Consider the following 26277-nt stretch of genomic DNA (forward strand, 5'->3'; position numbering starts at 1 on the left):
AGTGATAAAGATGATGAGTGGGAGAGCTTTTAAGCTCTTTTACTCTTGTCCACTTTTAAAAGGAAGTGTTACTAAAAAAAGAGCACCCTTATTAGTATTTTCTACACTAATTTCACCTTCCATATTTTTTTCAACAATCATTTTAGCCATATAAAGTCCAAGACCTGTACCTTTTGAACTACTTTTTGTAGTAAAATATGGTTCAAAAATCAAATCTATATATTCATCTTCAACTCCACCTGCATTATCTAAAACTTTAACAATTGCATTTGAACCAATAGCATCAACTTCTATATAAATATTTGGGTTTTTTATATCTCTTTGAACTAAAATATCTTTTGCATTAGAAATAAGATTTAACATTACTTGTGCAAACTCTCTTTCATACCCATATATAATACTATTGCATTTTACTTTTTTTACAAGATTAATATTGAAATTTTTAATTGAAGCGTCAACTAAAGTTAAAGCTTCATTACAAGCATCATCTAAGTAAAAATAGACTTTTTTCTTATCTGGTTTAAAGAAGTTTCTAAAATCTTCTATTGTATTTGACATAAATTCAATTAATTTATTTGATTCATTTACTGAATCTTGAATCATCTTTTCATCAACTTTTTTAAACTTATTTGCTGTTTCTAACTCCATTAATACACCAGAAAGTTCACTTAAAGGTTGTCTCCACTGATGAGCTATCATACTAAGCATTGCACCCATTCTTGCAAGTCTTGACTGATGAAGCATTGCTCTATCTTTTTTCTTTACATCGCTAATAGCTTTCTCAACTTTTAATTCTAAATTTTTATTTAAATCTTGTAATTCTTGCTCTTTTTTTATAACACTTTTTCTATACTCATTGAAAGCTTGATTTATCCTATTTGAGATAAAAACAGATAAAATACCAATTATAAAAATAACAAAAAAAGAGATTACAACAACAGTTTCAATATATTTATCAACTCTTTTTTCTAATAGTTTTTTATTTTTTAAAATAGAGTTTTCTATATCATCCATATAAAGCCCAGCACCAACAACCCAATTCCATTTTTTATAGAGTTTAAAATAACCAAGTTTTTTAGAAAATTTTTTATGATTTGGTTTTTGCCAGTTATACTCAACAAAGACACCATTTGGTTTTTTCTTTGTTTCATCAATAAATTTTTTAGTAATATAATCACCACTTGCATCTTTTAAATCTATATCATATTTTCCAATACTTTCTTGTCTAAAAGGGTGTGCAATTAGATGATATGTTGTATCATGTATCCAAATATATCCATTATTTTCATAACGAATTGTTTCAATATATTTTATTAAATCTTTTTTGATTTTTTTAATATTTTCTTGACTGTTTTCTACTGTTCCTATAATCCAATCAAGTTTTGGTATATATTTAATATAAACTAATCTATCCTTTAATTCAATAAATTTTCCTGTGTCAGGATATAAATAGTTTTTTATAAATTTATCATCAACTTCAAACTCTTTTTGAACGTTTCTATTAAAAGGTTGGATGAAGCTGTCATTTTGAACATCGTATGCAAAAAAATAGTCACTTCTTTCAATAGCTTTTGAATCAATTAATTGATTCATTAATTCACTCTTTTTTGTATTTGTAATATTTTTATCTTTTGTCAATATTGAAAGTTGATTATATAAAATCTCTACTCTATTTTTTACTCTATTTTCTACTTCTTGTTTAGCTTTCTTTTCATGGTAATCTAAATAAGATATTACAGAGTTTATCTCTTTTTTTAATATATTTTTTTGTTTTAAAATATAGTTTGCTTCTTCTCTTATACTCTCACTTTCAAAATATTTATACTGATTTTGAATAAAGAAATATATAGTAAAAAATGCAATAAGAAGTACTGTAATTATAGGAGTTAATACAATTAACTTTGAAATATTTTTTTCACTAAACATTTTTATATTTTCCTAGTTTAAATTAAGTAATCTTATTTAAGCATAGTGAGTATTAAGTGAGTTTATTTAAGACTTACTGATAAACGTGATATTTTTGATTCTCTTTTGCTTGTTTTTGTTCTATATTTTTATATGTTTCTAAAGCTTTTTGTTTTGTTTGTTCGTCAAGTTCTTTTCCAAAATATTCATCAATAAAACTGTTTAAAACAAGAATATAAACAATAGAGTTTAAAACAATTGCATTCTTATCTTTCATCTGTTTTGCTAAATCTATTGCATAAATAGCTTCTTGAAAGGTATAGAAAATTCTATCATTTACATTTTCAAGTCTAAATGCATATCCTAAAATTGTTAGGTAGTTTTCTTCATACTCTTTATGTATATTCTCTTCAGTTAATACAGTTGCATACTCTTTAATTGCTTCTTGATGTTCAGTTACAATTTCATCTGTTTCAACAACTCTATTTTTAAATTGATAAAAAAAATCTGTTACTTGTGTGATGATTAAATCTATAATAGATCCTTTAAAAATTTTGCATAATTATATCAAATTCAAGAAAATTTGACAAAACAGAGCTAATAATTTAGATTATTATTATAAAAATTATAATTTTAAATAATATAAAATTAGGAAAACTCCTATTTATTGAGAACTTTATATATAAATCAAAAAAATAAAAATCAATTTTAATAAAAAAATAACCAAAAAAAAAGTTAAAAACTTAAAATTTTTAGTATCAAAACTTAAGAAACACAACTATACTTTTACATACTAGAATTAAAATAGCCTTTAAATGCATTTAACTTTACTAAACTACTATCAAAATCAATATTTAATCTTTTTTCATTTTCATATTTATAGATATAATTTTCATCAAGATTTGTAATTAATGTTTTAAATAATGAAGTATCAAAATCTAAGATAAAAACATCTTTATTTAGCTCCCATATATAAACTAAATGAAGTAAAAACTCATCATCAACTCTATATATTTTAAACTCATAATTTTCAAAATTTTTATCTTCTAATAACTGAAATTTATTAATTTTTAGTTGCTCTTTTAAAAACTCTTCATATAAACTAAGAGCTTGACCTTGCCAGATTGTGTCTTCATCTACTTTTATATGTTCAAGATAAAAAGATGGTGTTTTTAGTGTAAAAGCATCTAAAGTATATGGGTCATGTCTTGTTTTAATATCAAAATTTTCTAAAGTGTATGTATAAAATAAATCTGAACTAAGTTTAAAATGTAGCTCATTTGCTTCTATGGAAAAAACTGGTCTTGAAACTTTTATAATTGTTTTTAAAAGATTCCTAAAAAATCCCATAATTTTTTCCTTTTATTTAATATTAAGAAATGTACTTTAACATATAAATAAAATTTTTTCAAGAGTACGATAGTTCTTATTTCATAATTTTTATGTAGATTTTATGTAATGTGTCAGTTTTTATTAATATTTATCTTTTTTCTAATACTAAAAGGTATTTTATCTTTCTGTTTTGATTTCTCTTTAAAATAGAGTATAGATATTAAAGTAAATAAGATAAATAAAGATATAACTATCTCAAACATTTAAAAACTCCCCATTAAATTTTTTGTGGAATCATACTATATTTTTTTTTAACTTATCTTATATATTACAATATGTAAGATATTATCTAATTTTTGGCTAATGTTGGTTATACTTAAAACTTAATTTTTTAGGAAGATATATGGATTTACAAAGACACTTTTCAAAAAAAAATATTATAAATAATCTTGCAAAATATGATATGTATTATCAAATTTCAACGGGAAAATTGATAAATATAACAAATACAAAAGATATTGATACAAATATAGAGTTTCAATATGCACTTGGCTCTATTTATGAACTACTTAAGGATTTACAAAAGCTTGAGAATGCTCAAGAACTTTTTGAAGACGAATTAAGAAATCAAGCTGCTATGGATGCAATACAAAACTTTATAAACAATAATATGCAGTTAGTAAAAGATGAAAAAATAAAAATAGAACCTATAATTAATGACATAAATGATGGTAATTTTTTCAATAGAACAATGATAGAAATTTGTGAACAAAATCAAGATAAACAGTTAAAAAAATGGGGTGAAGTAATTACAGATGAATTAGCAACTGCAATCCTTCAATCCTTAAAAGAGTTAGAAACTAAAAACTAGTTTCTTGCAAACTCTTCTAAAGCATTACCTGTTAGCCTATAAGGTATCCATTCTGTTTGTCCTTTAGCACCAATACTATCATAAAAATCAATTGATGGTTTATTCCAATCTAAAACTTGCCACTCTACTCTACCACAATCATTTTCAACTGCTATTTGTGCAAGTCTTTTTAATAGTGCTTTTCCTGCACCTATTCCTCTATATTGTGGAGTTACATATAAATCTTCTAAATAGATTCCATTTTTACCAAGCCAAGTTGAATAATTAAAAAAATATAAAGCCATACCAATAGGTTCATTTTTATATTCACATAAAATAACAGAAGTTACACTATTATTTCCAAAAACACTCTTTTTTATTGTTTCAACATCCGTTTTAACTTCGTGTTCTGCTTTTTCATAAATAGCTAACTCTTTAATAAAATTATATATTGTTTGTGCATCTTTTATAGTTGCATCTCTTAAAATAATATCTGACATTTTTCTCCTTTTTTATAATGGGTACAGTATTACAAGTAATGCTAGTAATATCATAACCGCTCTAAGATATAGTTTGTATTTATCATTTACTAATGCATTTGAAAGTATCCATAATCCTAAAGCTACTTTTATAAAAGATATAAAAGCTAAAGTAAAAAACTCATCTGGTTTTATTAAATATGGATTTAAAATAAATGCAATAGGCACGACATAAAGTCCAATTCCAAGTTTCATAGCTTTTGCTACTACATGTAACCAATTTGATTGTGCAATTCCTGAGGCAATAAAAACCGTTCCACAAACTGGCGGAGTAATAGTAGATAGTAAAGCAAACCAAAAAATAAATAAATGAGCTTGAATTGCACTTAATCCAAACTCTTGCAGTATTGGTCCAGCTACTGATACACAAATAATATAAGCTGCTGTTGTAGGAACTTCCATACCTAATATAAGACATGCTAAAGCTGTTAAGATTAAAGCTATATATAATTCTCCATTTGATAAATACAGTATTGCTGATGTTATTTTTACTCCAACTCCAGTAATATTTAAAACTCCTATTATAATACCAGCACAAATAATAACAGAAGCAATCATCGCAATTTGTTTAGAAGCTGTAATACAAGCTGATAAAAACTTATAAACAAACTCTTTTATTGAAATACTCCAATTTCTATCAACTAAAAGTAGAAATATTGATGCAAAAATAGCTAATGCTGCAGAGAATTGAGGAGTTTTACCTATTACTAAAAGAGCATAAAGTAAAATCCCAAAAGGTATAGCAAAAAAAGGACTTAGTTTTAAAACTAAATCTATTTTTGGAATATCTTCATTTGCCATGGCTACAAGTTTATATCTTTTTGCAAAAACATCAATTCCAATCCATACAGTAAAGAAAAATAGTATTGCTGGAAATATTGCAGATGCCATAATTTTTGAATATTGTACATTTAGAAGCTCTGCCATAATAAAAGCACCAGCTCCCATTAAAGGAGGCATAATTTGTCCACCTGTACTTGCAACTGCTTCAACAGCAGCGGCTAAACTTGGTGGATAATTTAACCTTTTCATGGTAGGAATAGTAAAAGAACCAGTTGAAGCAACATTTGCTGAAGCTGAACCAGAAATTGAACCAAAAAAACCAGAAGCTAAAACAGATACTTTAGAAGCCCCACCTCTTAATTTTCCTGCTAGCTTAGTTGACATAGCCATAAAAGCGTTTCCACCCTCCCCTATACCAACAAAAGCTCCTAAAATTACAAAAACAGCAACCACATTTACTGAAATCCCAGTAAGACTTCCATATATTCCACCTTCTGCAATAACTAAAGTTCCTAAAAAACTATCTAAAGGAATTTGTTGATGACCAAACTCTCCTGGAATATAGTGTCCCCAAAGTCCATAAGCTAATGCAATTGCAGCAGTTAAAGGCAAGGCTAGTTTAACGGCTCTTCTTGCCATTTCTAATACTGCAATAAGTAAACTAATTGCAACAAAATATTGTAAATTTCCTTCTAATGAACCGTATTGGTCTTCTAAATATATATAATTAGTAATAATATAATAAGAAGAGTAAAGTGCACAAATTAGTATTATATATCCAATATATTTAGTAAGTTTTGATATATTTTCATTTTCTGTTAATAAGAAAACCCAAGGCAATACAAGAGCTAAATGTAGTGGTCTGCTTACTAAATTTGGCATTAATCCTGTAAAGATAAGATAGATATGAAAACCTACTGTAAAAATGGCTAATATAGCAACTATCAAATATTTTACTGATAGTTGCTTTTGAATATTTTGACTCATTTACCTACTTTATACCTTCTGGAATATTTGCATTTACTTCTTTATAATACTTTAAAGCACCTTTATGCAATTTAGTAGAAAACATACTTAGATTTTCAAAACTTATAGCTTTCCACCAAATATTTTGTTTTTCTAAAGCTTTTTTTGATTCCCAAAAAGCTTTAGTAAATTTATAAGCAGTATCTTCACTCATATTAGTTGTAGTATAAACTCCAACAGGTAAAGTTGTAGTCTTAATATCTTCATCTATATTTGCATATGTTTTTGCTGGAATTACTATTTTATCTCTTTTTGTAAGTGCAATTTGTTCATCACTCATATTTAAAATCTTAATATTTGCACTTGCAGCTGCTTCTATTACATTTGGCGCTGGATAAGAGCCTGAGGTTGCAAAACCATCAATTTGGCCATTTTTAAGTGCAGCAACAGCACCTGAAAGTTCAGCATTTATTAACTTAACATCTTCTCTTAAGCCAAAAAGTTTTATATATTTTTTAGCTTCTCTTGCACCAAAACTTCCTTTACCTACAAGCAAAGATTTCCCTTTTAAGTCCTCAAAACTATTAATATTTGAGTCTTTTCTTACTACTATGTGCATAGTTAAATATGGCATAGGAAATAGCGCTCTTACTTTTTCATAGTCCTTTGAATTATCTGTTTTAAACATTGCTTTATTTGTTTTTGCAAGTTTTAATAATACAGGAGGAGTTGTAAAAACATAATTTCCTACTCTTTTTCTTACCTCTTTTACATTTTGAACAGAGCCTTGACTCTCTTCAATAGTAATACTTAACTCTTTGTTTGTAGCTTTAGCAATATTTTCACCAACTTGAACTGCCATTTGATAGTAAGATGATGATGACTTTGCAGCTTTTAATGTAACTCTTTGAGCACTAAGATTACTCACAAGAGTAGATGCTATAAGTGCTATTGTAAGTGCTTTTATTTTCATTTATTTTTCTCCCCAAAATAAAATGGGAAGATTATATCAAGTTTCAACTAAGCTTTAAAACAATTATAATTCATTTTAAGTTTTTTATAATAATTTACTTTTAAAAAGAGGAGTTATATTTCTCTTTATCTTTTATCACTTCTGCTGTTAATACTATATCATTTATCATTTCATTTTTACTATTTGAAAACATTTTTATTATAGTATCACATACATTTATTAACTCACTTTCATTACCAAATTGACTTAAAATTGAAGCCTTATTATGTAAAGCAATTGCAACTTGAATCAATATTTTTTCATCACTACTATTTTCAAAAGTCTTTATTACTTTATTATATAAATTTAAAGCCTTTTCATTCTCTTCTTCATCTTTTAATCTACTAGCTTTATTTATAAAAGCTTTTGCTACAATCTCAAGAATTGCATTATTTTTACTATTTTCAAAATCATTAATTATTAAAGAGTAATACTTTAAAGCTTTACTATTTTGATTTAATTTGGAATATATTATAGCAATTGCAAAATAAGCCATTACTACTTGATATAACACCTCTTCATTTGTAGAGTTTTTAAAATTTAAAATCAACTCTTCATAAACTTTTATTGTTTCTAAAGGGTCTTTAATTTGCTTTGTACAAATTGCTTTATTTGAATAAGTTTTTGATAATAACAATTCTAAATCACTTGAAGTATCTTCAATAAATCTTTGTAATAACTCATCATAAGTTTCTAACTCTTTTTCATACTCTTTATTTCTCGCATAAATTAAAGCTTTATTATAATAAGCGTATGAAAGAATATTTAATATATGAGAATCATTTGTATTATTAAATCTTTTTATAATCTCATTATATGTTTTAAGTAATTTAGAATCATCTTTTAATGTTAAAAAAACTCTTGCTTGTGCTAAAAAAGCATATGCTTCTTCTATTTTAGAATTAGATAACTCCAACAAATCATAACTTACTTGCAAAGCCTCATTGAATTTTTGGTTTTGCAAGTTAATATTAAACTGGTCATATAGTTCTTTAAAATCTAATTGACTCAACTTATCTTCCTTAAACTATTTTTTAATTTATTTTTTCAATTTTTTCATCTAAGCCTTCATGATAACTTATATATAAATTTGTTGATAAACTATCTTTAAAAGGCAAAATATACTCTTTTAATTTCTCTTTATTTGTAAAATCTTTTGCAAATTCATCTTTTAATTTTATATATATAACAGTTCCTGAACCCTCATCATTTATACAAGGAGCTAAAGTAAATCCATCTTCATCACTTGTCCACTTATAAGCTGTATCTTCTGCAAGTTTTTTTGAAATAATATTAGCTTTAACTCCAACTAAGAAAAGTGAATAAAGACCTAATTTTGAAGCTTTATTACTATTTGAAGATAAAAAATCTTTAGCTTTTTGTGTAGCTAAAGTATGAGTTAACTCAAAAAGTTCTTCTTTATTCATACCTATTCCATTATCTACTATTGTAATTGAACCATCTGCTTTATCAAAATATACTTCAAGCATTCCTTCCCAATCTTTTAACTCTTGTTTATATTTATCTTCTTGTTTTAGTTTTTTTAGTTTCATTACAGCTTCATTTGCATTTTGCAATAACTCTTTTAGAAAAACTTCACTATTTGAGTAAGCTTTATTTTTTAAATTTGTAACTAGTTGTTTTAACTCATTTGTAAACTTGTGATTATTTGACATAAAATCCTCCTAAATTAAATGACAAACTTTAGCACAATATCTTGAAAGTATTCTGACAATATCTTACTAAGCACTAATTTTCACTTTTTATACAAAATTTAAATCTTTTAAATACTCTTTTATAATCAATACTGAGTCTTTTCTACATATCAAATGTGTATCAAGTTCAAAATCCATACTTGTTATTTTCAACCTTTTTTCATAACCAAATTTTTCTATTATTGGCCGTGAAAAAAGTGCCACTCCATAACCAGCTTCAACACAAGATAGTATCAATTCGTAGTTTTCTAAATTTACTTTTTTATAATTGCTTTTTTTATTTTTTGAAAGGTATTTATCTAAAAAAACTCTATTTAAGCATCCATTTTTATATGCAAAAATAGTATTTTGAGCAGTTTTATCTTTTGATTGAACTAAAACAATATCCTCTTTTATAATATTTAAAACTTCTATTTCTTTATGATTTGGGTTTCCATTTACAAAAGCAATATCAAGTTTATAATCTAAAAGTTGCTCAATTAAATTTAAACTACTATCTACAACAAACTCTAAATTCATATCTTTAAAATCTTTGTTTAATTTCTTTTGGAAATCTATTAGTCTTATAGTTGTATTTGATTGAGTTGAACCTATTTTTAATAGTTCATGATAATCAATATTTCTTATTTTTAAAGTTGCCTCTTCTACTTTTTTAACTATTTCAATAGCATAAGGATAGAGTTTTTCTCCCTCAAGAGTAAGAATAACACCTTTATTTGTTCGGTAAAATAAAGCATAACCTAAGCTCTTTTCAAGTTGTTTTATTCTTAAAGTGACATTTGATTGAGTAAAGTTTAACTCTTTTGCTCCTAAAGAGATACTTTTATTATTTGCAACTGCAATAAATACTTTTAATAAATTTGAATCCATACTATAAAACCTTTATAAAAATAGAGTTTGATATACTAATGTTAGTGCTATAATAAATAGTAAAGCCTTTAATATTTTTGCATAAAACTTTGCATCAATTTTTCTTTTTATTTTTATACCTAAAAGCATTCCTAAACATACAATCACAATACTTAAAATTGATAGTTCAAAAGCTTCATTTGAGAAAGCACCCAAAGATATAAAAACTATAAGTTGCCCTATTTTAGTAAATAAAAAACACAAATTTGATAATTGAATTGTATCTTTTTTTGTATATTTTAACTCTAAAGTGTACATTATCATCAAAGGCGCAACTATATTTGTAAGACCTGAAATGATTCCACCAATTAAGCCCAAACCATAAGTAGATGACTTTGGATAAGAAGAGATAAATGTAGCTTCAATTTTTACAAAAGATTGTAAAAGATAAACAAATATAATAAAAGCAAGTAAAAGTTTGAAATAGTTTGAATTTGTATAAACTAAAAGAACAGTTCCTAAAGCACTTCCTATTACCATAAGTAAGATTATAAACCAAAACTTTTTTAAAGCCTCAAAAAACTTACCCTCACTTAAAATACTAATAATATTTACAAGCATAGTAGGAATAAGCATATAAGTAATTGTTGTTTGAATATCAGTAAATAAAGCAACCAAAGGAGTAGAAATCATCCCAAAACCAAAACCAATACTACCATGAACAAGTGAAGAAAAAAGAACAATCACCCCAAAAGCAATTACAAAATAAATATCCATATGACTACCTTTAATATTACATATAACTATGTGTAATACCAAAAGGTATTACTAAAGATTATATCAAAAGTTTATTAAAGGTGTTTTAAATATTTAATTTATGCTTTTTTAAGGCCATCTAAAATAATTCTTTTCATAAAAGTTTCATCAGCGTATTTTACACACTCTATTGATGCATTAATATATTCTTGGGATGTATAGTTTGAATAATCAATTGGTTGATAACCATTATAAACAACAATCATATCAAAAAATAATCTTGTTATTCTTCCATTTAATTCATAAAAAGGGTGAAGACAAATCAATTCTGATTTTATCAAAGCAATTTTTTCTGCAAAATTTTCTTTAGATATGAAACTACAATCTTTTAAATAATTCTCTTTTTTCAACATATCAAAAATTTTTTTTGATTCATTTTTAACTGCTCGTCCAATACAAAAAGTTGAAGCACCTTTAAACATATCTTCTGTTCGATAAACTCCAGCCCAGTCGTAAAGTGTTTCAAAAGTATTTTTATGTAAATTAATAAAATATGATTCATCAAAAACTGTATTTTCATTTAATTGTGAAATATAAAGTTCATATGCTTGTTTTAATAAAATAGATTCTATTTCATGTAGTTCTAATGAGTTTTTTAAAGAAAGTTTATTTATAGGAATATCTGTACCATCATAGTAAATTTTACTATCTTTTTGATGATACTTTGACATTGTATTTTTCCATTAAAACTTTTGCTTTTACTTGCACTTCTTTAGATGGTTTTTTATATCCTTCAATTAAGTTTGAGTTTCTAACTGTTTTTGAAATTTGAGATTTACTTACTTTTGCAATAGTCATTTATAACTCCTATTTTGTAATTATATTTTATCTAATTTTTACAAAAAAGAAAAGCTTTTTATTTTTTTAATATTTGAGATTTACTTACTTTTGCTATGTTCATAAATATCAGCTTTTAATCAAGTTTTTAGGCATTACTTAATTTAGAAATTAAAACTTTTAATATTTTTTTAATATCTTCATTATCAAAAAACACATCAATATTCATAATTATAAAACGTCTAAATGTATAAAACTCACTCTCTAATGTTACTTTACTAACAAAATCTTTTACTAAAGGAATAAAAAACTTAATATTACTTTTAATATCTTCATCACTATCTTGTGAAAAAGAATAAAAGTAATCTTCTACAACATTTTTAAAATCTGTTATTAATTGAATTCTTTTTTCAATTAATTCATTTCTATTTAAACCACACAAATCATTTATAGTATATAAAACTCTTTTATCAGAAGATTTAATAATTGCATTTTCATCATAAATTAATTTATCAAAAACATCTTCTTTTTCAGGATTTATAGCATAAGGTTTTTCAATTTTATTATATGATTCACTCAAATTATGAATATTAGAAAACTCTTCATTATTATAAATTGCCATTGAATTTTCTATTTTAAAATTATTCCTTTTTTTTCTATTACATTGTCCACAACTTAATAATAAATTATCCCAAGAATAAGCTAACCAATAATAAACACTTTTAGGCCTATAGTGTTCAATATGTAAATCAGTATCTAGCAATTTCTTTTCACAATAAGCACATTTAAAATAATATATTTTAGTAAGTTCTTTTTGAACAGATGATGTTTTATATAAATTACTTTTATCTATATATTTACCAGCTTTTATATTTGCATTAAATATATTTTCTCTTGTTTCATTTTTTAAAATATCGGGAATATCAGAAAAATTTTTATTAACCTTAGTCATTTTTTTCTAACTCTTCTTCAATAAATGCTAAAATTTTATCTTCATCAATATATATATCATTTTTTATTTTTTTAGAAACAACTTGATGAATTTTTTCATATACATAATCGTCACTACTTATTGCATTTTCGTAATGTCTAGACTTTACAGTATCCATATCAAATAAAGGAGAAGATATTAAAGTATTATTTGTATAACCTTCATTTGGTATTTGATTTGATATATGAACTTCACCATCTTCTTTATATATTTTATAGAATACCGCTTCTTTTGATGCACCTAGTAAAACTGTTGGACTATGAGTAGTCATAATAAATTGTATATTAGGAAAAATATCCCTTATTTTTTTTACAAAATTATATTTCCATTTTGGATGTAAATGAAGTTCTATTTCATCAATGAGAACAATTCCCTTAAAATCATTTATTTCTTTTACATAAGGTTGATTTTCAGAAAGTCTAACTAATAAATCAGCTATAATTGTTATTACAGCTTTATATCCTGCTGATAATTGTTCAAAGCTAACGATTGAACCTTTTTCTTTAAAGATTACATCCTCAGGAGAGATTTCAATTTCAACATCACTATTTAGTAAAGTCTTTAAAAGTTTTTTTGCAGCATCAACAGAAAGTAAAGTTTCATCACCTCTATTTTCTTTATAGTCAACTTTTTGTAACCATTTTAAAGGATTTTTTAAATCTAACTTACTATCAAATAAAGTTAAAAAGCCTGATTCATCTTCAATCATTTGACAATTATTATTTCTATTAGCACCATAAGCAAATAAATTTTTGTATTCTAAATCTAATCCATTGTAAATATTTTTGTTTGAATCTTCTAAAGATAAAGAATATTCATTTTTTATTTTTCGAAAAGACTCTTGTCCATCACGTTCTGAGCCTTTCATTGCTATAGCAAGAGCTTGAAGAAATAAAGTTTTTCCATCTCCATTCTCTCCTACTAAATAAATTTCTTTTTTATCTTTTAACTTATCAACTTTTAAATTTTTTATACTATAAAAATTTTTTATATGAATTGAGTCTAAAGAAGATATATCTTCTCTTTCTATTTCTTTTTGTTTTTCTTCTTTTAAATCTCCCTGTAAAACATTTAAAAGTAAATCTACATCTTCAATTTTTTTAAGGAAAAGTGGTTTAATATTCTTAGAACTTGATACATCATTATATTTTTTAAAAAAATCATTTTTATTTTCCAATAAAGTAACAAGAATAGAAGATTTCTTAACATTTGAAAAAAGTAAATCATAATATTTTAAAGAAAAGAAAATAATATTTTTTAAGTATTTATCAGAAGAGAATTGTAGTCCACCATTATAAGAAATGTCATTTTTATAAATATTATCTACAATTAACTTTTTAAAATACTCTTCTACATCATCATTAGAAACTTTAAAACATAATTTTTCTCTTCTTACTTCAACTTCTTCATATTCAGAATTTAACATATTAAAATACAAAGGGTTAGTTTTTTTAGGAACCATTTTATATTCATTTTCATAAGTTTTGTCAATAGTAAAAAATCTATCTAAAAAAGTATACTTTTTAAATTTATCAAAATTTAAATCCAAATTATTAATAAACTCTTTTAATTCATCTAAAGAAAGATTATCTTTAAATAAATTCAACTTTTCAAAAGCATTTAAACTTTCATAGTTAGGAGGCTTATCCCATAATTCATTTTCAAAATCTCTATTTATAATTTGACTTCCAAAAAAATATTGCAAAAAATTTGGAGAAATAAAACTAATATTCTCATTTTTAGCAATTTTCAATAACAATTTATATGATTTACATTGTTTAGGTTTATTAGGGTCAAATATATATTTCTGTATATCTTCTATATCTATAGACATTTTTTACCTTTGGAGATTTAAATTTCATTAATTTTATCTAAATACAAATTAGATGTCATTTATTACATATTTAGTAAAATAAACAACTAGTTGTATGTAGATTCAAGGCGTAAATATTTTTTCTTGATTGAGCCTACAGATTGAAAGAAAAACTATTTGCAACGCTGAAGATGCGTGCAAATAGTTGATTTATTTTTTATAGAGCTTTTGCTGTGATTCTTGATAATCTCTGTGCAAAAGAAACTGCGTCAGTAATTTCCATACCTTCACTTAGTTTTGCTTGGTCTAGTAGTACCCATGATACATCATCAATCATACTATCATCACTACAACCATTTAGTTTTTTTACTATTTCATGGTCTGGATTGATTTCTAAAATTGGTGCTGATTCTGGTACTTCTTGTCCCATTGCTTTCATCATTTGTGCCATTTGTGCCATTGGATCATTTGCATCTTTTACTACACAAGATGGAGATTCTGAAAGTCTATTTGTAATTTTAACTTCTTTTACAGACTCACCTAAAATATCTTTGATTTTTTTAGTTATATCTTGGAATTTCTCTTCTACTTCTTTTTTCTCTTCTTCAGTTTGCTCTACTTTTGGAGGTTCAACAGAAGTAATATCTTTAAACTCCCACTCTTGATATGCACCTAAAGTTGGTGTGATAATTTCATCTATCTCTTTATCATCACAAATTAAAACTTCGATATCATTTTTCTTATAACTTTCTAATAATGGAGAGTTTCTTAATACTTTTTCATTCTCACCTACAATATAGTAAATTGCTTTTTGCTCACTATTTGCTCTTTCTTTATAAGCTTTTAAAGAAGTCAATTTACCATTTTCTGTTTTAGTAGATTTGTATCTAATTAAATCTAAAATTAAATCTTTATTTGTAAAATCTTGGTAAGCACCCTCTTTTAAAGGTCTATTATATTGAGAAATAAACTCTTCATATTTTTCTTCATCTTTAGCAAGTTTTTTAATCTCATTTAGAATTTTTTTAACTGAACCTTGTTTGATATTTGCTAAGATTCTGTTTTCTTGTAAAATCTCTCTACTTACATTTAAAGGTAAGTCTTCACTATCAATAATACCTCTAACAAATCTTAAGTAAGTTGGTAATAACTCTTTTTCATCATCAGTAATAAATACTCTTTTAACATACAGTTTAACACCTGGTTGATAATCAGCTCTATACATATCCATTGGTGCAGTTTTTGGAATATAAAATAGTGTTGTATATTCATTTACACCTTCAGCTTTTGTATGAATTGTACATAATGGGTCTTGAGAATCATGAGAAATTGATTTATAAAACTCATTATAATCTTCTTGTTTTAAATTTGATTTTGGTTGTGTCCAAAGTGCTGTTGCTTCATTGATTTTTTCATGTTTATTTTCAACACTTTTTTTAGCCTCTTTTCCAGCTTTTTTATCCTCTTCACTTAGCTCTTCTTCTACCTCTTCTTGATAGTTTAAGAAAATAGGATAAGCAATATGATTTGAATATTTACCAATTATATTTGAGATTCTATGTTTATTAACAAACTCTTCAGCTTCCTCATCTTTTAGTTTAATATAAATTACTGTTCCATTTGTCTCTTTTGTAACAGGTATAATTTCAAACTCACCAGTTCCTGTTGAAGACCATTTATAAGCAGTATCTTCACCAGCTTTTTTTGAAATAACATCAACATTTGAAGCTACCATAAATACAGAATAAAAACCTACCCCAAATTGTCCAATTAGATTACTATCTTTTTTTGCATCTCCTGTTAATGCTTCAACAAAAGATTTTGTTCCAGATTTAGCAATAGTACCAATAGAAGAGATTAAATCCTCTTCATTCATACCAATACCATTATCAACTATTGTAATTGATTTGTCTTTTTCATCAAAAGAGATATTAATCTCTCCAGACCAATCCTCACCAATAGATTTTTTCATATTTTCATCTGTTAGTTTTAAATAGTTTAGTTTATCAATTGCATCACTTGCATTTGACACAAGCTCTCTTATAAAAATCTCTTTATTTGAGTATAAAGAGTGCGTCATTAAGTGTAGTAGTTGTCCTACTTCTGTTTGAAATTGATGTTTTGCCATTAGTTATTTCTCCTTTTAGGAAATGGACAAATTGCTAAAAGCAATGTGTACCATAATTTCTCCTATATTTTTTATAAATTTTACAGAAGAATTTTATCACAACTTTATAAAAGTTGGCTAAAGTTTTTATTTTATTTAGCACTTTTATCGCACAAGTGCTAAAACCATTAAATCAACCTTAACTTAAGAAGTAACTTAAATTATTTTCAGTATTATAAAATTATTATAATTTTACAGAAGAGTTAGATATATGAAAAATAAAACACTTTACAAAATGATATTGATTATTTTAATTCCTACGATAGGAATGATTTTTTTTAGTAGTATTTATATTTATAATAAATACAAAACTTTAGATAGACTAGACACGATTGATTTACATATAAATTATGTCTTAAATGCAGAGTTTTTACTAAATAACCTACAAAAAGAGAGAGGAATGTCAGCAGGATATATAGGTTCTCTTGGTAAAAAATTCAAGAAAGATTTGATATTTCAAAAAAAGCAAACAGATAAATCAAAAGAGTTTTTTGATAATTTTATTGTTAAAAATAATTTTAATTCACAAAAAGAGAAAAGCCATATAAAAAAGATTCAAAATGAACTTTTTAAACTTCAAAAACTAAGAACAAAAGTTTTAGCTTTAGATATTGATTTAACAAATGAACTAAAAAGTTATAACAATATGACAAATGCTATTATAGACTCTATGACTGTACTTCTTACAAGTAAGGCTGATAGTAAAATTAGTAATAAACTACTTGCTACTCTTTATCTTATAAATACAAAAGAGTATGCAGGACTTGAAAGGGCTATGTTATCAAATAGTTTTTCAAAAGAATCTATAAAAAAATCTTATTTAAAAAAGATTATAGAGTTAGTATCACTACAAAATAGTAATATAAAAAACTTCAAAAATATTATAAATATAGAAGAATTAAACTTTTTTTATAATACTTTTAATTCAAAACTTATTGAAGATGTTCAAAGATTCAGAGAAAAAATCTATAACTTTGAAAATGAAAAAATATTAAATGAAGATGCAAAAAACTGGTGGAATACTTCAACAAAAAGAATTGACGCTTTAGGAATTAATATAGAGTATTTTATGAAAACTGTTTTAAAAGAGGCAAAACAGTTAAAACACTACACTATAAATAGTTTAATTTATAGTTTTATTCTTTGGCTTGTAAGTATGTTTGCTTCCGTTTTTTCAGTTATAGCACTTAGAAGAATCACAAAAAAAGAGACTGAAAATTTTAAAAGTTTAAAAAAACAAAAAAAGATTTATAATATTTTGAATAATGCAAATGAACTTATAATCTATAATTACACTATGCAAGAAGTACTAAATAAAGCTTGTAGTTTTGCAACAAAAGAGTTAGATTTAGCACTTAGTTTTATTTGTTTATTTGATAAAAATCAAAATCTTCAAATAGTTGAAAGCTTTGGTGAAAAAAAATCAATTCTTTCAAATTTAGAGATAAATAATAAAAATAAATTATATAAAAAATGTATAGTTGAAAGAAAAAATATAATAATAAATGACATATTTGAAGATAAATCCTTTCTTGATTTATTTAGTGAAAAAGCAAATGAAATTAAATCAATTGCAGTTTATCCCTTATATAAAAAAGATGAAAGTATGGGTGTTATGGCATTTTGTTCAAATGATATAAACTTTTTTGATGATGAAATAGTTGCAATTTTTGATAAAATGACAAATGACTTATCTTACGGACTTGAAAAAGAAGAGAATGAAAAATTAAAATTAGAGTATGAAGAAGAGATGAAACTTGCATCATACTCTTTTGATTCACAAGAAGCTATGGCTATTACAGATGCAAATGCAAATATTATTAAAGTAAATAGCTCTTTTACAAAAATAACAGGTTACTCAAATAATGAAGTAGTAGGTAAAAATCCAAAAATCTTAAAATCAGGAAAACATACAAAAGAGTTCTATGAAAGACTTTGGTTTGATATATTAAATTATGGCTCTTGGAGTGGAGAGATTTATAACAAAAGAAAAAATGGAGAGATATATCCAGAAAGAGCAACAATTACTGCAATAAAAAATAATATGGGTAAAATAACTCATTTTATTGCACAGTTTTTTGATATAACTGAAATAAAAAGAAGCCAAGAAAGACTTATTCATCAAATACAAACAGATAATCTAACAGGACTTTATAATAGAACAATTTTAAATGAGAAATTAAATCAAGCAATTGCACTTGCAACAAGACATAAAATATTTGGTGGAGTGATATTTATAGACTTAGATAATTTTAAATATATAAATGATTCATTAGGTCATGATATTGGAGATTTATTTTTGATTGAGATTGCAAAAAAAATAAAAGGTTGTTCAAGAGTAGATGATATTGTTATTAGACTTGGAGGAGATGAGTTTGTAATCTTAGTTCAAAATATAAGTTCACAAAAAGAAGAAGCTATTATAAAAATTGAAAAATTTGCAAATAAAGTAAGAGATACTTTAGATAATCCAATAAAAATAGATAGTCATAAACTTACTACTACAAGCAGTATTGGAGTTGCACTTTTTCCAGAAAAAAATAAAAACTCAATAGATATTATAAAAAATGCAGATGCAGCTATGTATTTATCTAAAGAACAAGGTAAAAATAGAGTTATGTTTTACCATGAAGATTTAGATAAAAAAACAAGAAACTATTTAAGAATAGAAAATGAACTAAGAGAAGCTATTAAAAATGAACAGTTTGAATTATATTATCAAAAGAAATTTGATTATGAGAATAAAAAAGTTTTAGGATTTGAAGCATTAATTAGATGGAATCATCCAAAAAAAGGAGTTTTATACCCTGACAGTTTTTTAGAAGTTGCTCAAAAATCAGACTTAATAATACAAATTGGGAAATGGGTTTTAAATAGTGCAATAAAACAAATAAAACAATGGGAAAAACAAAATATTGATATTAATGATATTAAAGTATCTATAAATATCTCTTATACAGAGTTTTCTCATCCTGATTTTATTAATTATGTTAAAACTATTTTTAAACAAAATAGTGCAGATACAAAATATATTGAGTTTGAAATTGATGAAAGTTCAATTTTTAAAGATTTAACTCTTGCAATAAAAAGAATAAAAGATTTAAAAAATCTAGGCATTTCATCAAGTATTGATGGTTTTGGAGTGGGATATGCTTCACTTAACTCTATTTCAAAAATTCCAGTTGATACAATAAAACTTAAAAGAGATTTTTTAAGAAAAAAAGATGTTTTAGTAAACGATTCAATTATCAATATGGTTATAGAAATAGCACAAAAGTTAGATTTAAAACTAATCATTGAAGGAGTAGAACAAGAAGAACAGATTCAATACCTTATAAAAAAGAACAGTTATTTATATCAAGGATACTATTTTAGCAAACCGCTTAAAGCAAATGATGCAATTAATTTACTAAATAAAAAATAAAGATATTTTGCATATACTTATGCAAAGGATTCTCAATGACAAGAAAAATTTACATTGTATCAACACTTATTATTGTTATTTTAATAGGTTTTGTAGGTGGGGTAGTTGATATTTTATTATCTGATTCTGTTATAGAAGTTGCCAATAAATTAGGTTATCCCTTATACTTTTTTACAATGCTTGGAGTATTAAAAATCATTGGTGGAGCAATGCTTTTATTACCTAAAAAGCTTGATAAGATTAGAGATTTAGCTTATGCTGGTTTTGCTCTTGATTTTCTATTTGCTTCATATTCGCATTATAGTTCAAAAAGTAGTATTGAAGAGATTATCATACCCTTAATCTTTTTAGTTATTTTAGCTATATCTTTTTTCTTAAAGAATAAAACAACTCTATTTAGAAGTAGCGAACTTTAAAACTTTTTTTAAAGTTTTCTACTTAACACTTATGTAATACATTACTAATTTAAAAAAAGATAGACTTACAAAACCTATAAAAAAGGATTGAAATGAATGAAAATCAATTTTTAAATGATGTAAAAGATATATATCAATTTTTAGAAAATGAAAAAAACAATACAAATAAGCTTATCACATATTTAGAAAACAAAGAGTTTAATAAACTTACAATTATTGATGAGTTTGCTAAAACTTTAAATCTACAATTAGATGATAATCTTAGATTCGCACTTATTACAAGACTTGTAAATTTAAGAGATGATTCACTAGTTCAAGTATTAAAAAAATCACAAAAAGATGAAAAAGAGATTATAAATCTACAAGAAAAAGCATATCTTTTTGTAAAAGATTTTTGGGAAGATAAACATTTAAACCTCATAAATTATATTGAAAAGAATAGATTACTAACACCTTTTTATCGAGAAGTTTTCAAAGGAGTTTATAGCGTTGGGAAAGCTATGAGTAAATGGCAAAGTTCATGGACAGCATTAATTATTAATAAAACGAATAAGGAGCTTTTAGAAAAATTCAATGATGATGAAACTAAAGTATTTGAATATTTAGAAAAAGAGAACTTGTTTGATTTAGGACATTCAAAAGAAATAGCTGACAGATGCTACTCTGCATTAGTAAAAGAAAAAGACAAATATAAATCTCAAGCTTACATTAAAGCTTTTAAAAAAGAGGTAACTGATGTAGTTGATGCTTTAGAAAACTTTGCAGATAGATTAATTGAAGTTGAAGATGAAATATATAATCAAAAATGGGATTATGTTTTATATCTTCAAGCTTTAATTAAAGCTTTTAGTGAAGAGAATGAAAATAGTTTAGTAGAAAAATGGGCAGATGTAGATAGAGCTTGGATGAAAATAAAAACACCTATTCAAATAGGACATCCACTTGAATATTATGAAGACCATTTTAGAAAAGCAGTTGCATTAGAGTGGGATATAAGACTTACAAACCCTACTTTTGCAAAAAATGAAAAAAGAGTAAATAAGATTAAGACAGCTTTTGAAAAAATATATAATAGCTTTGAAAAAGATGCAAAGTATGAACACATATATAATTTTTCTTTAAAATCTCTTGATAAAGTACAATTATATATTGGAAGACCTGCTTTATTTTTTGGAGCAGAATTTAATGGATTATTTTCAGCTCAAGTTGTACCAAATGATGAGATTGTTTCAAAAGAAGAAGGGAAAAAGATTTTTGCATTTTCAGATGAAATTCTGCAAATTTCAAGGGCAAAACCATTTTTAAAACTAGCTCGTGAAATCTTTGGCCAAGAGTTACTAACTAAAGATAGAGAGTTTTTATTTAATGAAACTGAAAAATGGCATCAAGTATATGATATTAGCACTATTGGACATGAGTTTGGTCATATTTTATGGTGCGATGATGAAACAGAAGCAGTTATGAATAAAACTGGCAATTTTAAAAATATTGAAGAGTTTAAAGCTACAACTGGTGGTCTTATTTCATTTTTTTGTGACGAAAAGGAGGATGAAAAAGAGCTTGAAGAGCAAGTTTTAATCGATTTAGTAAAAAGAGCTATTGGATTAATTGCTTGGATGGAAGTTGACGAAGTACAACCATACTATTGTGAAGGTTTAATTCACCTAAATGCACTATTTGATACAAAAATCTTAGATTTTAAAGATAATAGTTTAAATATTGATTTAGATTCAAAAAAGATTGAAGAACTTAAAAAATGGTATATTACTACATATACAAATCTTGCAAAACACTACTTAGATAAAAAAGATGCAACAATATTTTTAAATCAGTTTGCAACAAAAGAAGGAAAATATTTTATGCCTGTAAATGAAAAAATAAACTCATTTGTAAAATATTACTTTGAAAGATATAAGCAAATTGGTCAAGAATTAGATACAGAAGATAAAAAATCTAACTATATAAAAGGCTAGTAAAAACTAGCCTTTAAATAAAACTTTATGCTTGTAGTTTTTTAACTACAAGTTCATTTACTACTTTTGGATTTGCTTTTCCTAAAGTAGCTTTTAAAACTTGTCCCACAAAAAATCCTAAAAGCTTTTTATTTCCATCTTTAAACTTTTGTACATTTTGTGGATTGTTTTCAATAACCTCATCAATTATTGGTAAAATAACATCAGGGTCACTTATTTGAACTAATCCTTTATCTTCTACTATTTTTTGTGGCTCTTCACCTGTTTGAATCATTTGTTCAAATACTTGTTTTGCTATTTTTGAAGAGATAGTTTCATCATCTACCATCTTAACTAATTGAACAACTTGACTCTCTTTAAATTTTAATTCATCAATTGACTTATCTTTTAACTGCTTTGCTACATCATTTGCAACATAATTTGCTAAAATACTAACTTTTTCTAATATTTGCATTGTTGCTTGATTGTAAAGTGAAGTAAGCTCTTTATATGCTTCTTCAAAAAATGATGAAAGTTTCTCATCCCTTGCTAAAATATTAGATACCTCATTATTTAATTTAAACTTTTGCGTATATTTCTCAAAAAATAGTTTTTGCTCTTCTGTCATAGGTTCAGCTTCTCCATGAACTTGAACCTTATTTATTTCTTGTTTTTGCTCTTTTGGTTTATTATCTACTTTTTTACTCTTTTTAGCCCAAGAATCTTTTAAACTAACTATTTTATTAAATACTGGATGTTCATCACTATAATCAATTGGGTCTGCATAAAAATACCCTTGTCTTTCAAACTGAAATCTTTCATCTTTTTTATCATCAATTACAGCTGGTTCTACAAGAGCATCTTTAATAATTTTAAGTGAGTTTGGATTTAAATCTTCTAAATTTTCTGGAGCCTCACTTTTATACAATCTATCATAAAGTCTTACTTCAACTTTCTTAGCCTCTTTTGCGCAAACCCATTGAATCGCACTTTTTACTTTAATACCACTTGTATCACTTCCACTTTTTGATTCTGGATAGTAGTGTGCTTTTATTTCAGTTATATTTCCATCTTTATCTTTTATAACTTCTTTACATGAGATAATATATCCATGTCTTAATCTAACTGGTTGGTCTAAAGTAAGTCTATAATAACCTTTTGGTGGGTTTTCACAAAAATCTTCTCTTTCTATATAAAGCTCTTTAGAAAAAGGTATTTTTCTACTTCCTTCTTTTGGTACATCATGAGGATAATAAGAAGCTTCAATTATCTCCATATCTTTATCATAATTTTCAATAGTTACTTTTAAAGGGTCAAGAACACACATAACTCTTGGAACTTTTTGATTTAAGTCATCTCTTATACAAAACTCCAATTGTGCAACATCTACCATAGAGTTTGCTTTTGCTATACCTATTTGTTCACAAAAATTTAAAATAGATTCAGGAGTATAACCTCTTCTTTTATATCCTGCAATTGTTGGCATTCGTGGGTCATCCCAACCACTTACATATTTACCATTTACTAACTCTAATAACTTTCTTTTGCTCATAACTGTATAATTAACACTTAATCTTGCAAATTCATATTGATATGGTCTTGGAGGTTCAAGCTCAAGCGTATCTAATATCCAATCATATATCTCTCTATTATTTTCAAACTCTAAAGTACAAAAAGAGTGTGTAATCCCTTCAATATAATCAGATAAACAATGAGCAAAATCATACATTGGATAAATACACCATGTATTACCTGTTCTAAAATGGTGTGAATGCCTTATTCTATACAATAAAGGGTCTCTTAATTTCATATTTGCTGCACTCATATCGATTTTAGCTCTTAAAACATGTTCACCATCTTTAAACTCACCATTTTTCATCTTTTCAAAAAGCTCTAAATTCTCTTGTATAGTTCTATTGGCATATTCACTTCTTTGACCAGCTTGAGTAACTGTTCCTCTTAACTCTTTCATCTGCTCTTCATCAATGCTATCAACATAAGCTTTACCCATTTTGATAAGTTTTACTGCATATTCATAAAGTTTAGGAAAATAATCAGAAGTGTAATATACACTATTTCCCCAATCAAAACCAAGCCATTCAACTGCATCTTTTAATGCTTCAACATACTTTGTATCTTCTGTTGTTGGGTTAGTATCATCCATTCTTAAATTACAATATCCTTTATAGTCCTTTGCAATTCCAAAATTTATACAAATAGATTTAGCATGACCAATATGAGGAAAACCATTTGGCTCAGGAGGAAATCTTGTTACAACCTCACTATATTTGCCTTTTTTTAAGTCTTCTTCAACTATTGTACGTAAAAAATCTTTATTTTCATTCATTTTTATTAAGCCTTTTGATTTTAAAACTCTTATTTTATGGTTTGTATTTTATCCAAATAGAGCTTATAGCCTCATAGCAATTACTAATAAAATCTAAAGCAAAAATAATTAATTTTAATCTTATAAAAATAGCATACCAAACTACATTTTTTAATGTTAAAATAAATATACAAAGAAAAAGGATATATCATGAAAGTATTACTTACAGGCTCAACAGGATATATTGGAAGAAGATTAAAACAAAGATTAATTAATAATAAAAATATTAACCTTAGATTGTTTGTTAGAAACAAAAAAAGTCTATCTTCTAATCTTTCAAAAGATATTGAAGTTTATGAAGGAGATACTTTTGATAAAAAGAGTTTAAAAGAAGCATTGACAAATGTACATACTGCTTATTATTTAGTTCACTCTTTAAATAGAAGTGATTATAAAAATCTTGATAAAATCTCTGCACAAAATTTTATTGAAGTAGCAAAAGAATGCAATGTAAAAAGAGTAATCTACCTTGGAGGTTTAGGTGTAAAAAACAAAGATACAAGTGAACACTTATTAAGTAGATTAGAAACAGGAGAAGTATTAAGTGAACAAGATGGTATTCAAACTATTTGGATAAGAGCTGGAGTAATTATAGGTTCAGGAAGTACAAGTTTTGAGATAATTAGAAATCTAACAGAAAAACTACCTATTATGACTACACCTAAATGGGTATTTACAAAAGCACAGCCAATTGCAGTTGATGATGTTCTTGATTATTTAGAACAATCCTTATTTCTAAAATATGACAAAAACTTAACTGTTGATATAGGAGCAGAAGAGTTAACATATAAAGATATGATGCTTCAAACAGCAAAAGCATTAGGTTTAAAAAGATATTTAATCCCTCTTCCTTTTTTATCAATAACTTTATCTTCTTATTGGTTAAATCTATTTACACCAGTGCCTTTTAAAGTTGCAAAAGCATTAATAGAAGGTCTTAAATCAGAAGTTATAATACAAAATAGTAATGCAAAAAGATATTTTAAAGATATAACTCCTATGCCATTTATTAAAGCTGTTAAAAAAGCTGTTGAGGAGATAGAAACAAATCAAGTTATAAGTAGATGGAGTGATAATGCAGGAAAAATTTGGGAAAAAGACCATACAAAAGAGATTGCTGATGCTATTTTCATAGATAGAAAAGAGATAGATATATCTAATATAAGTAATGAAAAAGTGTATAAAAGCTTCATAACTATTGGAGGAAAACAAGGCTGGTTTGATTATGATTTTTTATGGGAACTAAGAGGAATAATTGATAAAATAATTGGTGGAGTTGGATTAAAAAGAGGTAGAAGAAGTCAAGATGAATTAAGAGTTGGAGAGAGTTTAGATTTTTGGAAAGTAATTGATATTAAAGAGAATGAAAGATTACTTTTATTTGCACAAATGAAAGTTCCAGGAAGTGCTTGGCTTGAGTTTAAAATAAAAGATAATAAATTAATTCAATCAGCCTATTTTTATCCAAAAGGAGTTTTAGGAAGAGCATATTGGTATATACTTGTTCCTTTACACTATTTTGTTTTTAATAATATGATTACCAATATAGTAAAAAAAGCAAAAAAAATGTAAACAAAAAGAGAG

At 25.5% G+C, this 26277-nt stretch carries 21 protein-coding genes; 5 read left to right on the forward strand and 16 right to left on the reverse strand.

Annotated elements, in window-relative coordinates; all coding sequences use genetic code 11:
- Nucleotides 1-39: 39 nt before the first annotated feature.
- From CP960_RS08000 to CP960_RS08010, 3 genes are all read right to left on the reverse strand, one after another.
- Entirely contained in the window at nt 40-1926 is a 1887-nt protein-coding gene (locus tag CP960_RS08000; protein WP_101184898.1) for a sensor histidine kinase, read from the reverse strand.
- Nucleotides 1927-1999: 73 nt separating this feature from the next.
- On the reverse strand, nt 2000-2182 hold the full coding sequence (locus tag CP960_RS08005) for a hypothetical protein (RefSeq protein ID WP_101184899.1): 183 nt from the start codon (nt 2180-2182) through the stop codon (nt 2000-2002).
- A 509-nt stretch (nt 2183-2691) separates the two neighbouring features.
- Nucleotides 2692-3255, reverse strand: coding sequence for a hypothetical protein (locus CP960_RS08010; protein WP_101184900.1), 564 nt, complete (start codon nt 3253-3255; stop codon nt 2692-2694).
- A gap of 385 nt (nt 3256-3640) precedes the next feature.
- Here CP960_RS08010 and CP960_RS08015 point away from each other — a divergent pair, with 385 nt between their 5' ends.
- Nucleotides 3641-4108 (forward strand): hypothetical protein, encoded by a 468-nt coding sequence (locus CP960_RS08015; protein ID WP_101184901.1) that lies wholly within the window; start codon nt 3641-3643, stop codon nt 4106-4108.
- Here the strand turns inward: CP960_RS08015 and CP960_RS08020 are convergent.
- The 12 genes from CP960_RS08020 to htpG all read right to left on the reverse strand — a co-directional run bounded on the left by CP960_RS08020 (nt 4105) and on the right by htpG (nt 16476).
- A complete protein-coding gene (locus tag CP960_RS08020) occupies nt 4105-4587 on the reverse strand; it encodes a GNAT family N-acetyltransferase (RefSeq protein ID WP_101184902.1) in 483 nt (160 codons plus the stop codon). The two genes, CP960_RS08015 and CP960_RS08020, sit on opposite strands and share 4 nt — an antisense overlap.
- A gap of 12 nt (nt 4588-4599) precedes the next feature.
- Nucleotides 4600-6396 carry a TRAP transporter permease gene (locus tag CP960_RS08025; RefSeq protein ID WP_101184903.1) on the reverse strand — a complete coding sequence of 599 codons (1797 nt, stop codon included), beginning with the start codon at nt 6394-6396 and terminating at the stop codon, nt 4600-4602.
- Between the two features lie 4 nt (nt 6397-6400).
- Complete coding sequence (locus tag CP960_RS08030; RefSeq protein WP_101184904.1) at nt 6401-7348, reverse strand: TAXI family TRAP transporter solute-binding subunit; 948 nt, start codon at nt 7346-7348, stop codon at nt 6401-6403.
- 100 nt (nt 7349-7448) lie between these two features.
- Nucleotides 7449-8399, reverse strand: coding sequence for a tetratricopeptide repeat protein (locus tag CP960_RS08035; RefSeq protein WP_101184905.1), 951 nt, complete (start codon nt 8397-8399; stop codon nt 7449-7451).
- Between the two features lie 22 nt (nt 8400-8421).
- Nucleotides 8422-9063: an ATP-binding protein gene (locus tag CP960_RS08040; protein WP_101184906.1), complete on the reverse strand. Its 642-nt coding sequence runs from the start codon at nt 9061-9063 to the stop codon at nt 8422-8424.
- 87 nt (nt 9064-9150) lie between these two features.
- Complete coding sequence (locus tag CP960_RS08045; protein ID WP_101184907.1) at nt 9151-9972, reverse strand: LysR family transcriptional regulator; 822 nt, start codon at nt 9970-9972, stop codon at nt 9151-9153.
- 12 nt (nt 9973-9984) lie between these two features.
- Complete coding sequence (locus CP960_RS08050; protein WP_101184908.1) at nt 9985-10728, reverse strand: sulfite exporter TauE/SafE family protein; 744 nt, start codon at nt 10726-10728, stop codon at nt 9985-9987.
- A gap of 98 nt (nt 10729-10826) precedes the next feature.
- Nucleotides 10827-11438: a Fic/DOC family protein gene (locus tag CP960_RS08055; protein WP_101184909.1), complete on the reverse strand. Its 612-nt coding sequence runs from the start codon at nt 11436-11438 to the stop codon at nt 10827-10829.
- Entirely contained in the window at nt 11413-11565 is a 153-nt protein-coding gene (locus CP960_RS13755; RefSeq protein ID WP_162919065.1) for a hypothetical protein, read from the reverse strand. The genes CP960_RS08055 and CP960_RS13755 overlap by 26 nt, the downstream gene beginning before the upstream one ends.
- A 127-nt stretch (nt 11566-11692) precedes the next feature.
- Nucleotides 11693-12496, reverse strand: coding sequence for a retron system putative HNH endonuclease (locus CP960_RS08060; protein ID WP_101184910.1), 804 nt, complete (start codon nt 12494-12496; stop codon nt 11693-11695).
- Complete coding sequence (locus CP960_RS08065; protein ID WP_101184911.1) at nt 12489-14369, reverse strand: AAA family ATPase; 1881 nt, start codon at nt 14367-14369, stop codon at nt 12489-12491. The genes CP960_RS08060 and CP960_RS08065 overlap by 8 nt, the downstream gene beginning before the upstream one ends.
- A 196-nt stretch (nt 14370-14565) precedes the next feature.
- Nucleotides 14566-16476, reverse strand: a complete 1911-nt coding sequence (htpG, locus tag CP960_RS08070) for a molecular chaperone HtpG (protein ID WP_101184912.1) — start codon at nt 16474-16476, stop codon at nt 14566-14568.
- Nucleotides 16477-16726: 250 nt separating this feature from the next.
- On the opposite strand from htpG, the gene CP960_RS08075 reads away from it, so the two are divergent.
- The 3 genes from CP960_RS08075 (at nt 16727) to ciaB (ending at nt 22328) form a co-directional block, all read left to right on the forward strand.
- Nucleotides 16727-19939 carry an EAL domain-containing protein gene (locus CP960_RS08075; protein ID WP_101184913.1) on the forward strand — a complete coding sequence of 1071 codons (3213 nt, stop codon included), beginning with the start codon at nt 16727-16729 and terminating at the stop codon, nt 19937-19939.
- Between the two features lie 35 nt (nt 19940-19974).
- Entirely contained in the window at nt 19975-20355 is a 381-nt protein-coding gene (locus CP960_RS08080) for a DoxX family protein (RefSeq protein WP_101184914.1), read from the forward strand.
- Nucleotides 20356-20447: 92 nt separating this feature from the next.
- Nucleotides 20448-22328: an invasion protein CiaB gene (ciaB, locus tag CP960_RS08085; RefSeq protein ID WP_101184915.1), complete on the forward strand. Its 1881-nt coding sequence runs from the start codon at nt 20448-20450 to the stop codon at nt 22326-22328.
- Nucleotides 22329-22353: 25 nt separating this feature from the next.
- On the opposite strand, the gene CP960_RS08090 is transcribed toward ciaB, so the two are convergent.
- Complete coding sequence (locus CP960_RS08090; protein WP_101184916.1) at nt 22354-24654, reverse strand: glutamine--tRNA ligase/YqeY domain fusion protein; 2301 nt, start codon at nt 24652-24654, stop codon at nt 22354-22356.
- A gap of 189 nt (nt 24655-24843) precedes the next feature.
- Between CP960_RS08090 and CP960_RS08095 the strand changes: the two genes are divergently transcribed.
- Nucleotides 24844-26265 (forward strand): SDR family oxidoreductase, encoded by a 1422-nt coding sequence (locus CP960_RS08095; RefSeq protein WP_101184917.1) that lies wholly within the window; start codon nt 24844-24846, stop codon nt 26263-26265.
- The last annotated feature ends 12 nt before the right edge of the window (nt 26266-26277 follow it).

This window comes from Malaciobacter halophilus, from assembly GCF_002837275.1.
In the GTDB taxonomy this organism is placed as follows: Bacteria; Campylobacterota; Campylobacteria; order Campylobacterales; family Arcobacteraceae; genus Malaciobacter; species Malaciobacter halophilus.